This window comes from Pseudomonas sp. CLCA07, from assembly GCF_053615335.1.
The window spans coordinates 3,421,571-3,435,958 of the sequence record NZ_CM132131.1 but is presented as its reverse complement, the minus strand read 5'-3'; the positions used below and the strand labels follow the sequence as shown (position 1 = coordinate 3,435,958).

Here is a 14,388-nt window from a genome sequence, read left to right as displayed (position 1 = left end):
CAGGTTCAAACGGCTGTTCGGTTGATAGCAGCGCGACAGTCTGCTGTAGCGATGCGACAACCTGCTACATCACTTCCGTTTACCGCCCGTAGCGCTGTTGGCTGCCATTCAAACGCTATGCTAGCTTGGCCGCCTCGCCAGGAAGGCCGCCAACAGCAGGAGCGAAACACTATGAGGAACGCACATGGCTGAGGCCACGCCCGCGCTTGAAATCCGCAATTTGCACAAACGCTACGGACAGCTTGAGGTGCTCAAAGGCATCTCGCTGACCGCCCGCGACGGCGACGTGATCTCGATCCTGGGCTCTTCCGGTTCCGGCAAATCCACGTTTCTGCGTTGCATCAATCTGTTGGAAAACCCGCACCAGGGTCAGATCCTGGTGGCCGGCGAAGAACTCAAACTCAAGGCCGCGAAAAACGGTGAACTGGTCGCCGCCGACGGCAAGCAGATCAACCGCCTGCGCAGCGAGATTGGTTTTGTGTTTCAAAACTTTAATCTCTGGCCGCACATGAGCGTGCTCGACAACATCATCGAAGCGCCGCGCCGCGTCCTCGGTCAAAGCAAAGCCGAAGCCATCGAAGTCGCCGAAGCCTTGCTGGCCAAGGTCGGCATCGCCGACAAGCGTCACGCGTACCCGGCGCAACTGTCTGGCGGCCAGCAACAGCGCGCCGCCATCGCCCGTACCTTGGCGATGCAGCCCAAGGTGATCCTGTTCGACGAGCCTACTTCCGCCCTTGACCCGGAAATGGTCCAGGAAGTACTTAATGTCATCCGCGCACTGGCCGAAGAAGGCCGCACCATGCTGTTGGTCACCCACGAAATGGGCTTTGCCCGTCAGGTGTCCAGCGAAGTGGTGTTCCTCCACCAGGGCCTGGTAGAAGAGCAAGGATCACCACAGCAGGTGTTTGAAAACCCGCTTTCGGCACGCTGCAAACAATTCATGTCCAGCAACCGCTAACGGAGCTTCCCGCATGCAGAACTACAAAAAGATCTTCCTGGCTGCCGCCGTCACCCTGGCGTTCAGCGCCGGCGCCATGGCCGAAACCCTGAAGATGGGCATCGAAGCGGCCTACCCGCCGTTCAACAATAAAGATGCCAGTGGCAATGTCGTCGGCTTTGACAAGGAAATCGGCGACGCCCTGTGCGCGAAGATGAAAGTCGAGTGCACCGTGGTCACCTCCGACTGGGACGGCATCATCCCGGCCCTGAACGCCAAGAAGTTCGACTTCCTGATCTCCTCGATGTCGATCACTGATGAGCGCAAGGGCGCGGTGGACTTCACCGACCCGTACTACTCGAACAAACTGCAGTTCATCGCCAAGAAAGACGTCGACTTCAAAACCGACAAGGCTTCCCTGCAAGGCAAAGTGATCGGCGCACAACGTGCGACCCTCGCCGGTACCTGGATGGAAGACAACATGGACGGCGTCGAGATCAAACTCTACGACACCCAGGAAAATGCTTACCTGGACCTGACTTCCGGTCGCCTGGACGGCATCCTTGCCGACAAGTACGTCAACTATGAGTGGCTGAAAAGCGACGCTGGCCGCCCTTACGAATTCAAAGGCGATCCGGTGGAAGAAAGCGACAAGATCGGTATCGCGGTACGTAAAGGCGACCCGATCCGCGCGAAGCTGAACCTCGCCCTGAAGGAAATCGTCGAGGACGGCACCTACAAGAAAATCAACGACAAGTACTTCCCGTTCAGCATCTATTGATTCTGACCTGCCGGACCGGCGCCGTACTCTGACGGCGCCAGTCCATGGCATTGCCTGCCGCGACTTGAAAAGAAACCCATGACTATCGATCTCTACGGATTCGGCCCGGCGCTCGCCGCTGGCGCGCTGATGACTGTGAAACTGGCACTCTCAGCCTTGTGTCTTGGGCTGGTGCTCGGTTTGCTCGGCGCCTTGGCCAAGACATCCCCGTACAAGCCGCTGCAATGGCTTGGCGGCACTTATTCGACACTGGTTCGCGGCATTCCGGAATTGCTCTGGGTGCTGTTGATCTACTTCGGCACGGTCAACCTGATGCGTGCCCTGGGCGAGTTTTTCGGCAATCCCGACCTCGAACTCAACGCCTTTGCCGCCGGCGTAATTGCGCTGGGCCTGTGCTTCGGCGCGTATGCCACCGAAGTATTTCGGGGCGCGATTCTGGCGATTCCCAAAGGTCACCGTGAAGCGGGCGTGGCGTTGGGTCTGTCGAAATTTCGCATCTTCACCAAACTGATCATGCCGCAAATGTGGCGCATCGCCCTGCCGGGTCTTGGCAACCTGTTCATGATCCTGATGAAAGACACCGCGCTGGTATCAGTCATCGGCCTGGAAGAAATCATGCGTCATGCGCAAATCGGCGTGACCGTGTCCAAGCAACCGTTCACCTTCTATATGGTGGCCGCGTTCATGTACCTGGGCCTGACCGTACTCGCCATGAGCGGCATGCACTTAATGGAACGTCGTGCCGCTCGCGGCTTTGCGAGGAGCACCCAATGAACTGGGACATCATCATCAAGTGGCTGCCGAAGCTGGCCCAAGGCGCAACGCTGACCCTGGAGTTGGTGGCCATCGCTGTAATCGCCGGGTTGCTGCTGGCGATTCCGCTGGGCATCGCGCGTTCGTCGCGACTCTGGTATGTGCGGGCATTTCCCTACGGCTACATCTTCTTTTTCCGTGGCACGCCGTTGCTGGTTCAGCTGTTTCTCGTCTATTACGGGCTGGCGCAGTTCGATGCAGTTCGTAACAGCTCGATGTGGCCATACCTGCGCGATCCGTTCTGGTGTGCCACCGCCACCATGACCCTGCACACTGCGGCCTATATCGCCGAGATCCTGCGCGGTGCGATTCAGGCGATTCCTCCGGGTGAGATCGAAGCAGCGCGAGCGTTGGGCATGTCTCGCGCGAAAGCACTTTTCTACATCATCCTGCCGCGTGCCGCGCGCATCGGCCTGCCGGCGTACAGCAACGAAGTGATCCTGATGCTCAAGGCCAGCGCCCTGGCCAGTACCGTGACCTTGCTGGAACTCACTGGCATGGCCCGCACCATCATTGCCCGGACTTACCTGCCGGTGGAGATCTTCTTCGCCGCGGGGATGTTCTATCTGTTGATGGCTTACGTGCTGGTTCGCGGCTTCAAGCTGCTGGAGCGCTGGCTGCGCGTCGATGCCTGCCAAGGGCGTTGATGCCTCCTGCGTGCTGACGGGCGAGGACCTGCTCGCCCGCTTCATCGCGCTGGATGCTTTTCTGATTGAGCATCAGGCGCTGTGGAAGCCACGACCGTTTACTCATCTGCAACTGCCTTGGGAAGCGTCCTATCCAGAACTGGCGCTTTGGTTGCGTGGGCGGTCGCTGGAAGACGCGGAAGTTGCTCATAACCAACCTTGTTTGCTGGATGCGCCGGAGCCGTTTGCTTCATTGGCGACGTTGTCGGCTGCGCTGAGCACCGTCGGTAAGTTGCCGGCGCACGCACTGGAAGCCGCCGGGCATCGGCTGAATGTCGATGTGCCTGGGCGCAAGTGGCAACAAATTGAGGCGTTTGCCAGTCGCCTGTCGTTTGCTGCACCGCCGAAGCATTGGCTGGACTGGTGCTCGGGCAAGGGCCACTTGGGGCGGCGTTTGCTGCAAACCGGGCAACAACTGACCTGCCTGGAATACGACCCGGCGCTGGTGGCCAGCGGACAGGTACTCAGCCAGCGCCATCAATTGCATGCCCTGCATGTCGAACAGGATGTGCTCGCTCTTGGCGCCGCGAGTTTATTGAATGCTGACCACTCGCCGGTGGCGCTGCACGCCTGCGGTGATCTTCATGTGCGATTGATCCAGCTCGCCAGCGCGGCAGGCTGCAAACAACTCGCCATCGCGCCGTGCTGCTACAACCGCATCGGTCTGACCGAGTATTCGCCGATATCCCTGGCCGCAAAAGGCTCCGCCCTGCAACTTTCCCTCGACGACCTCGCGCTACCGATGAGCGAGACCGTCACCGCCGGTGCTCGTGTGCGACGTCAGCGAGACACTTCGATGGCCAGGCGTCTGGGTTTCGACTTGCTACAACGACAACTGCGCGGTGTTGATGAATACCTGCCCACCCCTTCCCTGCCGAGTGCCTGGCTAGACACATCCTTTGCCGAGTACTGCCATCATCTGGCCGCACTAAAAGAGTTATCCACAATCGGTCCGCAAGACTGGTCCGCATTCGAAGCCGCAGGCTGGCAACGATTGGCGCAAGTGCGCAATCTGGAGCTACTACGCGGACTTTTTCGACGCCCGCTGGAGCTTTGGCTGGTACTTGACCGAGCGCTCTTCCTGAGAGAGCAAGACTATACCGTTCGTCTGGGTACTTTTTGCGAAACCCCACTCACGCCGCGCAATTTCTTGCTCTTGGCGGAGCGTGCGTAAAAAAGTCGCAGCCTGTGGATAACTCTGTTGATGGAATTTCCTTGGATCCAATACCTGAGCGTGTTTCAGGGGTAAAACGACACTGTTCATTTTTTATACACTTGCAAAAAAATCCGGAAAAACAGCGATTTGCGGACAAATGAGAACTGGTCCACAAAAACAGTAATGAACGAGGCAAAGCACCAACCCCGTTGTGCATAAGCATTTAACACAAACGACATAAGCGCCTAAACCCGGACGTCACGCGGGGAAAATTGCACCGCTTCCCGACTCTTGTTATACAAACACGCAAGGGCGCCGACAGCGCGCCCACGAACAAGAAAATTCGACCGACAGGATGCGACAGTGACGTTCATTTCTTACGCACAGAATTTCGAAGACATACGCCTGTGGCGCGCCCTCAAAACCGTCGAGAACGGCTTCTATATCGACGTCGGGGCCAACGATCCCACCCACGACTCGGTCACTAAAGCGTTCTACGACCACGGCTGGACCGGCATCAACGTCGAACCGATGCCCAATTACTATGAAGCGTTGTGCCAGCAACGCCCCAAAGACACCAACCTGCAATGCGTGGCCGGTGAAAGCGCCGACAACCTGACCTTCTACGGCATCGCCGGCACCGGCCTCTCGACCGTTGACCCGGCCATGGCGCAAATGCACAAAGACGCCGGCATGGACGTGCGCAGCCAAACCGTCCAATCCCGCACCCTGACCTCCATCTGCGAAGAACACGCCCAGGGCCGCCCCATCCACTTCTTGAAAATCGACGTCGAAGGCCACGAAGAAACCGTCCTGCGCGGCATGGACTTCACCCAATGGCGGCCATGGGTCATCCTCATCGAAACCCCGTGGGACCGCGACCAGACCTGGGAAACCCTCGTCACCGGCGCCGGCTACCAATCCATCCTGTTCGACGGTATCAACACCTACTACCTCGCCGAAGAACACCTGAACCTCAAACCCGCCTTCGACATCCCGCCCTGCAACCTGGACGAATTCCAGTTCTGCAAAGGCCACAACTTCAGCCACCCCATCGGCGACGCCGACCACCAGCTGGCCGCAGCCTTGCAACGCGCAGAACAGGCCGAAGCACAGCTGCGCGCAATGCAAAACAGCCGGACCTGGCAGGCCATTCAGAAACTCAAGAAAACCCTGCTTCGCGCCTGACCTGAAGCCTGCGCAAAAATAGTCTGAATTCAGGGGTTTACAGAACCAATCCAATCGCTATAATCGTCGCCCAACACGCCGGTATAGCTCAGTTGGTAGAGCAACTGACTTGTAATCAGTAGGTCCCGGGTTCGACTCCTGGTGCCGGCACCACATTAGGTTCCATCGCATTCCACCGAATGCCTTGGAAGCCCCGAAAACCCGCCTTCTGGCGGGTTTTTTCGTTCCAGGACCCTCTGTCGGGATCCAACAAAATCCCCCTTCCCCGAGGGTATGTTAGGGGTACTGCGATTTTCCGGTCAGGAGCGCGTACCCCTATGCCACGTCTAGCGATCCCTCTCAGCGACCTGCAATGCCGCACGGCCAAAACCCGCGAGCGCGCCTACAAACTGTTCGACGGCGGCGGCATGTACCTTTTCGTCAAACCCAATGGCGTGAAGACCTGGCGCTTGAAGTACACCAAGCCCAGCGGCAAGGAAGGTACGCTCATCATCGGCAATTACCCCATCGTTACCCTTTCCGTCGCACGACGTAAGCGAGACGAAGCCAAGGCGTTGCTGCTCGACAACCTCGACCCAATGGAAGAAAAGAAGAAGGCCAAGATCGTAGCCCAGCGGGCGGCACTGCTTTTCGAAACCGTTGCTCTGGAGTGGCACGCCGACATGTCCCGCCGCTGGACTGAAGGCCACGCAAAAACCGTAATGAGCCGACTGCGCACCCACGTCTTCCCGCTGATCGGCCAACGGCCCATCGCCGAACTCGATACCCACGACCTGCTAGAGATCACCCAGCGCATCAAGGAACGCGGCACCATGGATGTGGCGTTAAGGGTACAGAACTACTTATCCACCATCATGCGCGGGGCCAAAAGGGCTCGGCAGATCACCATGAATCCTGCACTGGATCTGGCAGGCTCGATTCACGCGCCGCGCACAGTCCATCGCCCAGCCCTCTCCCTCAACCGCCTACCCGAACTGCTGCACCGTATCGACAACTACAACGGCCGCGAGCTGACACGCCTTGCCGTCCTACTCACGCTGCATGTATTCGTCCGCTCCAGCGAACTGCGCTTCGCGCGATGGAGTGAGTTCGACCTCCAACGCGCCATGTGGGAAATCCCCGATACACGCGCACCGATTGAAGGGGTACGCAACTCCACGCGCGGGACCAAGATGAACGGCGACATTCAAATGGTTCCGCTATCGCCGCAGGTCATCGAAATACTGGAGCGCCTGCGCAGCCTCAGTCGTTTTTCAGAGTTAGTGCTACCGGGAGACCACAAATACTGGAAGCCCATGTCCGAGAACACGGTGAACACCATGCTCCGCAACGTCGGCTATGACACCAGCAAGGACGTGTGCGGCCACGGCTTCAGGACCATGGCCTGTAGCGCCCTACTGGAGTCCGGGTTATGGACCGACGCAGCCATCGAAAGACAAATGAGCCATAAGGAACGCAACCGCGTGCGTGCCGCGTATATCCACAAGGCCGAATTCCTCGAACAGCGCAGGCTGATCATGGCGTGGTGGAGCAACTACATCGACGCCAACCGCCATGGGCATGTGACACCCCACGAATTCGCTCACCCTGTCGGCGACAACATCACGGCCCTACAAAATAGCCGTGGCGCATCCAAACGTGGGTAAGCCTATGAGATCACCGTTGTCCGCCCTTCCACGCGGGTCCATCCAAGCGGGGCTGCAAAGCCGCCCTGCTTGGATGGACCTCATTTAAAAAATCTAAAGCCCACGCAAATTGTCTGTGGAAAACCATAGATTTCCACCGGTGGATAATTTCATCCACAGCCGCAGAATTCCCGAAAATTCGAGCCTTGACCCGAATTACCCACAGGCGTAGAAAAGATCGGGCAAAGCGCTGTCGTTGACAGCAACCCAGGTAGCCAGAACCTCTAAGGCTACGCCACACCGTGGTGGTTCACCCAAAGTGCGATTAGCGTCCGGCGGCTCGCACGGTCACAGCGATGTGATGGATGCCTACTTTTACTAGTGTGCCCACTGCGGCAACTCATCCCCTTTCATAGCTGCCCTGCAGCAACCTATCCGCTTGGCCATTTCCTTGCGCCAACCTGCGCCCGTCTCTTTCTCCCGGAAAGAGACGGGCGCTCCTACCGCTGCTGCAGCCCAACTCGTACAAGGCATTGCGGCATTTCCCCTCGTGACAATCGGCGTGACAAACACCGAAGTCACCAGCAACAGCGATGCAGATGATGGAGCCGCAGCTCACGGAATGGACTGCACCTGACTGACAGTCAGGTATGCCCCAGTCATCGCATCACTGCCTTCACCCGTCTCAGGATCTCGCGGCATTGGTCTCGTCAGCCAGAGCAGCCTCCACCCGCCCACTTCTTCGGAAGTGCTCAGGAGGCCAGATCATGAAATGCCCTAGCTCCCGGCTGTAAGGAGCCGTCGGTCCCGCGTAAGTGGACAACCCTCACAGGTCGCAGGGGCCTTGATCCCTGATAACACTCAACATTCTTGGCGGGATGACGTGAGGAAGGTTTGAAACGGTTTGGCTTCGAGAGGAGTTTGATCATGGCATTGGTAGGCAGACGGGATGGGCGGAATTTTGGCTATGGCCGGCAATTGAGTTATGCCGGGCCCCAGGCGTTGCGGGACATGTTTGGCGGCGGGCATTACGGCACGGTCAAAGCGCACAGTGATCGATGGCAGGCATTTGTACGTTGGTGCCGCTCGAAGGATGGGCCGGGGTTTAACGATGCGCGGCAGATTGATCGGAAGACCTTGTTGGACTATGCCGGACATCTGCGCCAACAAGTTGAAAAAGGTGAGCTCGCCATCGCCACTGCGCAAAACCGATTGTCCAGCGTCAACCGTACCTTGGCAGCGCTTCGCGGTGATCAGTATGTGAAAGTACCAAGTCCGAGCAAGGCGCTAGGAATGCGGCGCACCAGTGTTCGTCGTTCGGTGCCGCAAAGCCAAGAACGCGAACATGTGAAGAGGGTCGTAGAGGTGCTTTGCGCACACCAGCAGCCGCGTGCCGCGGCCATCGCTCAATTAGCGCGAGCCACCGGCATGCGCTTACGTGAGGCCATTTTGGCCGACCTTCCGCGCTTAAAACGTGAGGCCGAACAATACGGCAAGATCAACATCCAGGATGGCACCAAGGGGGGCCGCTCAGGTGCCTCGGCACCTCGCTGGATCAGGGCGGATGATCATATTCGCGAGGCGCTGAGATTCGCCGAACAGATCTCACCCGACGGTAGCCGCAACCTACTTGCACCGAACGAAACCTACCTCGATTTCCAACGGGGAATCGTCCGTCCTGCACGGGACATCCTCCATCAGTACAACCTCAAAGGCTTCCACGAATTGCGGGCAGCCTATGCGTGCGAACGCTATGAGCAAATCACCCACCATCCCGCCCCCATCAACGGTGGCCATTGCTATCAACTCGACCGACGTCTCGATCAGGAAGCCCGAGTACAAATCAGCTATGAGCTGGGGCACAACCGTATCGTCGTGGTGGCCGCTTACATTGGTGGTCGCGCATGAGCACGGTATTCGATATGGATCTGTTCCTGACGGGCGTCCTGACCGGGTCGCATACCACGCGCCAACGCCACCTGCGTCAGGCGAAGGCTATCCAAACAGCAATCGCTGAGCGCTGGCAATGCGACAATCCATGGACTTGGCAGAGAAAACACCTTGCGTGGTTTTTGAATCACCACCTAAACAAGCACACTGAATCGACGCGCTATTACTATTTGCTGACCATGCAATTACTCACTCATCGCTTAGGAAAACCCTGGCAGTTCAACCGCTAGACGAAGGTCAGAAAACGGCCGATTCTGTTGAAAAAATCGGTTCGCCCAAACAGCCTGGTCATTGACTGGTTAAATCGCCTTTTTGCACACTGCTACGTGAAATCTGAGTCCGGAGGCCTCTGCCGAAAGTAAGGATTTCAATCTCGGACGCATACTTTTCTGCTGCGCAAACCATGGTCGACTTTTTCAACAGAATCGGCCAAAAGCATTCACCGAGCTGACAGTGATCTAGCTCTGAATGGTCTTTCTGTTTTTATATGCCTTAAATTTTCTTGAAACCCAAGGTAAGGCCATTTTTTCCAGCTCTTTTGTAAGCTCACTATGTGCGAGTCCGTAAATTAATGACACCACATTTGTAGTTCTGCTTACCCAGTCCTTGAATTGTTCTTTCGACATTATCGGCTCATTATAGCCCGGCTTAGCAATAATTTGCCAAAATGTATTGTTAAGCACATCAACAGATGAGCCAAAATTTGAACCTTTTATCTTATGCATCAGAATCAGTCCTTCATGAAAATATTCGCGCGAGTATTTTCTTGACGCAATAGGTACTTCATCACCAACAAACTCAAAATTTGCGTTATAAACGCTCGCCGATAAACTTTTCAATATCAACCAGTACAGAGTTACGCCGCTCAATTAACATCTCAAAAGTCTTAAGCCTCAACTGATTTCGATATGTTAAATAAGCTACAATTATGGCTGTCAATATAGTGATATATGGTGCAATTTCCGCGATCATCCGAAGCCCCTTTTAGCTAACCCTCACATTAAGGGCAGTTAACATACTTATTCAAATAGTATGAGCAAATATTGTCTAGATCGCATGTTAGGTACCTTCTACTTCGGAGGTGACTAACTATTCGGCCTACATTAATTACTCGCTTGCGACTCAAACGTTCCTGGCAGAAATTTTGACCAATAGTTGTCGGTCATAAGCACGAAAAGTTTCAAAAAATCAGAACTTCCGCCCTACCCTGACAGACCTAAGACTATCTTGGTTTTTTATTAATGCCAGCAAGTAAAGCCTCGATCACACTGCTCAGACTGATCTCTAAAGTAGTCTTCGGCTCATCGGAATTTAATGCCATTGCAAACGCACGATATAGTGGGTCAATGAACGAATATTTTCCAGAATTTTCATCAAACCGAACCAGAGGAGTCGGTTGAACCAAACATAGTTTTTCGATTCCATTCGTTAGATTCCTCTTGCTGTAGCTTGACTCTTTGTTTTTTACTTTTTGAAGAATCTGATCAGCTGTCGCCCCTTCTTGAGCCAACTGAGCTAATGCATGGATTATAAGTTTTGAATGAGCGTATTTGGTTTTTCGATTTTGCTTTAATGATGCCTCAAACGCCATTTTCAGCGAGTCCGAAGTATTAGATAGATACTTGTTCAAAGCAGGTTCAAGATGCTCAACGGAAAGTGTTACTAGAGTTGTCAACTGATGACTGACAGAATTTTCATGACATATATTTAAGCACAACGTGTGGCAGATCGCAGGCAACCCATTAGCATAATGACTAATTTTATTTGTAAGCGACGGACTAAATCTAATATTTAAAAGTTTGGTTCCAAGATTCACGATCTCCTGAAGCTCGTGAGGTTCCATAAGCGGAACATGAATTTCTGCAATACGAGTACGCATCTCTGAATCATATTGCACCACTTGCCTTGCCGAATCCACCGCACCAATTGCAATAACTTTTACATTTCTGTAGTCATCCGCCATATCCATGAATACTTTCATGGTCTGAGACAGCTGGGTACGTTCAACCTCATCTATTTTATGAAAATCCTCAAGTACCCAACAGCAATTAGCTTCCCCCATCAGTCTCGCCAAATTCTGGGCCGTTAGTTGAGGAGGGATTACTCTGATCTTTTTATTTGATACTTCGCTAGATGCTGCCGCCGCTAGCTGAGTCCTAATAGCAGCCAACGTTGAATGTGCAGATGCCGAGATGGAGCTTGTTTTTTTATCTAACTTTTCAGAAATATAGTAAGAGTCCAGATCATCGAAAGCGCTAAGCATAAGCTGGTCAAAACTAGTAGAGGAAGTGCAGCGCGTAGTGATTTCACGCTCATATAGCTGCCGGAGTTTATTCCTCAGAAGTGTAGACTTCCCCGACCCAGAATATCCGTATACTACCAGTTGCGTGCCGGGGGTCATTAGAGCTTCCACCAGTTTATCATTGACCTCCTCTCTTTCGATGAATGATGCCCTGGCCGGTGTGGTTGGCGTAAAAACCTCATAAACACTTATTGGTGAGCTCATTACTAAATACTCAATTATTAAAAATAAAAATACTATCTTGTTTTATAAACAACTTTAATCGTAACGCATTAGCTTCAAGATACCACTACCCATTACTCGAAAAAAACATTCTTGAAAAACTGCAATCTAAAATCGACTACTGCAACAATTGTTCATGAAGTTTTGCGACATCAAAAAATATCTTTTCATAAAAATCCCTTTTGATTATTTGTTCAGCATCGCTGATGCGGAGACGCTCTAATTTAGCCATCATAATGCCAGCCTCGTGTACCTTGCGCCAGCCAGGAGAGGCAGAGAGTCTCAAATGTGGAACAAACAAGCGCATCGGGAAGGAAACTGATTGAATGGCCGTTTTCTGCCTGTTGCCGAGGTCCGAATCGCCCCATAGATGGGAGTGGTTGCAGGTACAGATCGTCCCAGTGCGGACCTCGACGTTGACGGAACATGACCCACGCTCATAAGAGAGTGATGCCAAAAATAGGCTGAATACGGTCAGCTTATGAGCGAGACCGTTGGAATTGGTAAAAAATGAGTCTGGCATCCGACCAATAACCGCCCGTGGATGGAGATTTCGCCGAATTCAGCTACTCTCCGCTGCGGAGCGTTAGAGCTATTTATCCCTTTATATGCGTCTCTGATAAGCACAAGGATGTTACCTTTGGCTAAAATCCAGTTACCTAAAGATGCTTTGCAACGAGTAAAGCTGGGCCAGGCTTTTGCAGAGTACGATATAATTAGAAGTGATCATGAATTATTCGTAACTACACCGGCGACTCTCTCTGCGCTCAATCCGGATAGCTCTAACTGTTTTTTTATAGGCCGTCGCGGCGCCGGGAAAACCGCTATTACGTTTGAAGTTGAGCGGCGTTTCCCCCGAACGATCAATATTGTTCCACAGATATTTGATCTCTTACGGCTCCCACTAGAGCAAGAGTTGTTTCTAGACACTAGGCAGCGTCCTTTCAAATCATTAATGCACTCGATGGAAAGGGCTTTGATCGATGAGGTGATCAAGATATGGGTCATGGAAGGGCGTTTAAGTTTCGACAAAGCGCCAGATACTATCCGACGAGAAAGAGGCCTGATTGAGGATTGTGATTTTGATCAGCGTATCTTGAATTTGACCGAAGAGATTTTTGATGCATATACCAAAGACAATGATAAGTTATGGCTTCGCCAGATAAGTCGAAGCAAAAACCTGCTGGCGGAAATTAATCAGATCTCATTTTCTTCACCAATGAGTTATATCATCCTAATTGATCGACTGGATGAGTCCTGGGATGGTTCTGGCTCAGCTATAATATGCCTCATGGCATTGATGCATGCCACGGTTAGATTAATCGCGTCAACTCAACACGTAAAGCCCTATGTCTTCATACGCGAAAATATCTATGACAGAATTCGCTCCCTCGATAATGAGTTTGCGAGGCTTGAGACGTCAGTGGTTTTTCTTGATTGGTCCTCTGAAAAACTTACCGAGCTTGTAGAGCGTCGATTGGTAAAGCCTTTTACTACTAAACCAAAACTAGGAGGAGAGGCATGGAATTGTTTTTTCGAGGAGGAAGACTCAAAAACTAGCGTGCCCTCGGTGATGAGCCTTTGTCAGCATCGGCCTCGGGATGTACTGATGTTAACTAGCTATGCAATAGACTCAGCCATTAATCACGGAAACCAAAAGGTTAGAGACGCAGACATGGATGTCGCGTCCAAACGCTATAGCACAAGTAGACTCAAGGATTTGGGTGACGAGTATGCTGAGAATTATCCAAATATTAGTTTAATTCTCGAGTACTTTTTTGGCTTAGGTAATGAGTATACCTTGGTGGCAATTGAAGACTTTATTCAAAAGTTGCTGGTTACGGAATCCATTAACAAATACTGCAATGGTTGGTTTTACGACTACACAACGCCTTTTCGTTTCGTCGAAGTTTTGTATGGAATCGGTTTTCTTGGTATTCGACGAAAAAAAACTGTGGAGTATAAAGAGTCTGGCAAAGACTCAAATGCCAAGCCATCATTTGATAATAGCTCAACCTTCTATATTCATCCCACCTACCACGAAGCGCTAAATCTTCAACCACTGCTGTTGAAGGATTTGCGCGACGAAACGCAGCTGAAGAATGAAGGCATCTTAGAGGAGCTGCCCGACACCTTTAACTTGGACGACTATAAAGGTGCGTTGCAGGACACATTAGATAATTTGCGTACCTTGCCCAAGGGACCGTCGGGGGCTGCTGGATTTGAAGAAATTGTAGGCAATATCATAAAACTTTGTTTCTTTCGGTCTTTGACGAATGTTCAACCACACGAGCGAAGTCACGATGGCGCCTCAATACGTGATTGGATAGCGTCAAACCGAGCGCCTGACGGATTTTGGGAAGTCATAAGGAATAAATACGGTTCTACCCAAGTCGTATGGGAGTGTAAAAACTACGAAGACCTAAGCGCAAGTGATTTTCATCAGATCAACTATTATCTTAATGACACTTTTGGACGATTTGGTATCCTTGCCTTCCGTGGCGAGGAGGTAAAAAACAGTTATTATCGTCACATCTCTAACATAATAAACCGAAACAAATCAGGACTGGTTGTGTTGTTGACGCAGAAAGACTTGGAGGTTTTTCTACGCCAAGCAATCAAGGGGGCTTTCAAGGAATCACACTTACAAGACAGATATGATCAAACGATTCGCCAGATATCATAGCGGAAGAAAAAACGGTGTCTAAATTAGTGCAAATCTTTGACG

Annotated in this window: 13 protein-coding genes and 1 tRNA gene; 11 read left to right on the top strand and 3 right to left on the bottom strand. The window is 52.6% G+C overall.

The annotated features are described in order from the left end of the window. Positions 1 to 184 precede the first annotated feature (184 nt). The 10 genes from ACWGZX_RS15900 to ACWGZX_RS15855 all read left to right on the top strand — a co-directional run bounded on the left by ACWGZX_RS15900 (position 185) and on the right by ACWGZX_RS15855 (position 9,366). The gene (locus ACWGZX_RS15900) at positions 185 to 958 is read left to right on the top strand and encodes an ABC transporter ATP-binding protein (protein ID WP_007897462.1); all 774 of its coding nucleotides are present in this window, start codon (positions 185 to 187) and stop codon (positions 956 to 958) included. 13 nt (positions 959 to 971) lie between these two features. Beyond that, positions 972 to 1,718, top strand: a complete 747-nt coding sequence (locus ACWGZX_RS15895) for an ABC transporter substrate-binding protein (protein WP_223518798.1) — start codon at positions 972 to 974, stop codon at positions 1,716 to 1,718. 78 nt (positions 1,719 to 1,796) lie between these two features. Then, positions 1,797 to 2,492 carry an ABC transporter permease gene (locus ACWGZX_RS15890; protein ID WP_027922191.1) on the top strand — a complete coding sequence of 232 codons (696 nt, stop codon included), beginning with the start codon at positions 1,797 to 1,799 and terminating at the stop codon, positions 2,490 to 2,492. Further along, on the top strand, positions 2,489 to 3,178 hold the full coding sequence (locus ACWGZX_RS15885) for an ABC transporter permease (protein ID WP_223518796.1): 690 nt from the start codon (positions 2,489 to 2,491) through the stop codon (positions 3,176 to 3,178). The genes ACWGZX_RS15890 and ACWGZX_RS15885 overlap by 4 nt, the downstream gene beginning before the upstream one ends. Continuing rightward, positions 3,159 to 4,391, top strand: a complete 1,233-nt coding sequence (locus ACWGZX_RS15880) for a methyltransferase (protein ID WP_452624541.1) — start codon at positions 3,159 to 3,161, stop codon at positions 4,389 to 4,391. Before ACWGZX_RS15885 ends, ACWGZX_RS15880 begins: the two co-directional genes overlap by 20 nt. 345 nt (positions 4,392 to 4,736) lie before the next feature. Next, on the top strand, positions 4,737 to 5,561 hold the full coding sequence (locus tag ACWGZX_RS15875) for an FkbM family methyltransferase (RefSeq protein WP_452624540.1): 825 nt from the start codon (positions 4,737 to 4,739) through the stop codon (positions 5,559 to 5,561). Positions 5,562 to 5,638: 77 nt separating this feature from the next. Continuing rightward, positions 5,639 to 5,714, top strand: a tRNA-Thr gene (locus tag ACWGZX_RS15870). A 164-nt stretch (positions 5,715 to 5,878) separates the two neighbouring features. After that, positions 5,879 to 7,207 (top strand): tyrosine-type recombinase/integrase, encoded by a 1,329-nt coding sequence (locus tag ACWGZX_RS15865; protein WP_024645034.1) that lies wholly within the window; start codon positions 5,879 to 5,881, stop codon positions 7,205 to 7,207. A gap of 906 nt (positions 7,208 to 8,113) precedes the next feature. Next, positions 8,114 to 9,094: an integrase domain-containing protein gene (locus tag ACWGZX_RS15860; RefSeq protein WP_452624539.1), complete on the top strand. Its 981-nt coding sequence runs from the start codon at positions 8,114 to 8,116 to the stop codon at positions 9,092 to 9,094. Then, a complete protein-coding gene (locus ACWGZX_RS15855) occupies positions 9,091 to 9,366 on the top strand; it encodes a hypothetical protein (RefSeq protein ID WP_452624538.1) in 276 nt (91 codons plus the stop codon). Before ACWGZX_RS15860 ends, ACWGZX_RS15855 begins: the two co-directional genes overlap by 4 nt. A gap of 228 nt (positions 9,367 to 9,594) precedes the next feature. On the opposite strand, the gene ACWGZX_RS15850 is transcribed toward ACWGZX_RS15855, so the two are convergent. From ACWGZX_RS15850 to ACWGZX_RS15840, 3 genes are all read right to left on the bottom strand, one after another. Beyond that, complete coding sequence (locus ACWGZX_RS15850; protein ID WP_452624537.1) at positions 9,595 to 10,005, bottom strand: hypothetical protein; 411 nt, start codon at positions 10,003 to 10,005, stop codon at positions 9,595 to 9,597. Between the two features lie 353 nt (positions 10,006 to 10,358). Further along, positions 10,359 to 11,642, bottom strand: coding sequence for an ATP-binding protein (locus ACWGZX_RS15845; protein WP_452624536.1), 1,284 nt, complete (start codon positions 11,640 to 11,642; stop codon positions 10,359 to 10,361). Positions 11,643 to 11,778: 136 nt separating this feature from the next. After that, positions 11,779 to 12,183, bottom strand: coding sequence for a hypothetical protein (locus ACWGZX_RS15840; RefSeq protein ID WP_452624535.1), 405 nt, complete (start codon positions 12,181 to 12,183; stop codon positions 11,779 to 11,781). Between the two features lie 117 nt (positions 12,184 to 12,300). On the opposite strand from ACWGZX_RS15840, the gene ACWGZX_RS15835 reads away from it, so the two are divergent. Beyond that, positions 12,301 to 14,346 (top strand): P-loop ATPase, Sll1717 family, encoded by a 2,046-nt coding sequence (locus ACWGZX_RS15835; protein ID WP_452624534.1) that lies wholly within the window; start codon positions 12,301 to 12,303, stop codon positions 14,344 to 14,346. The last annotated feature ends 42 nt before the right edge of the window (positions 14,347 to 14,388 follow it).

Excerpts from the sequence above, each read along its gene's own strand:
- ACWGZX_RS15880 (WP_452624541.1), top strand. The coding sequence starts at position 3,159 with ATGCCTGCCAAGGGCGTTGATGCCTCCTGCGTGCTGACGGGCGAGGAC.
- ACWGZX_RS15855 (WP_452624538.1), top strand. The coding sequence starts at position 9,091 with ATGAGCACGGTATTCGATATGGATCTGTTCCTGACGGGCGTCCTGACC.
- ACWGZX_RS15895 (WP_223518798.1), top strand. The coding sequence starts at position 972 with ATGCAGAACTACAAAAAGATCTTCCTGGCTGCCGCCGTCACCCTGGCG.
- ACWGZX_RS15900 (WP_007897462.1), top strand. The coding sequence starts at position 185 with ATGGCTGAGGCCACGCCCGCGCTTGAAATCCGCAATTTGCACAAACGC.
- ACWGZX_RS15865 (WP_024645034.1), top strand. The coding sequence starts at position 5,879 with ATGCCACGTCTAGCGATCCCTCTCAGCGACCTGCAATGCCGCACGGCC.
- ACWGZX_RS15845 (WP_452624536.1), bottom strand. The coding sequence starts at position 11,642 with ATGAGCTCACCAATAAGTGTTTATGAGGTTTTTACGCCAACCACACCG.
- ACWGZX_RS15890 (WP_027922191.1), top strand. The coding sequence starts at position 1,797 with ATGACTATCGATCTCTACGGATTCGGCCCGGCGCTCGCCGCTGGCGCG.
- ACWGZX_RS15840 (WP_452624535.1), bottom strand. The coding sequence starts at position 12,183 with ATGCCAGACTCATTTTTTACCAATTCCAACGGTCTCGCTCATAAGCTG.
- ACWGZX_RS15885 (WP_223518796.1), top strand. The coding sequence starts at position 2,489 with ATGAACTGGGACATCATCATCAAGTGGCTGCCGAAGCTGGCCCAAGGC.
- ACWGZX_RS15860 (WP_452624539.1), top strand. The coding sequence starts at position 8,114 with ATGGCATTGGTAGGCAGACGGGATGGGCGGAATTTTGGCTATGGCCGG.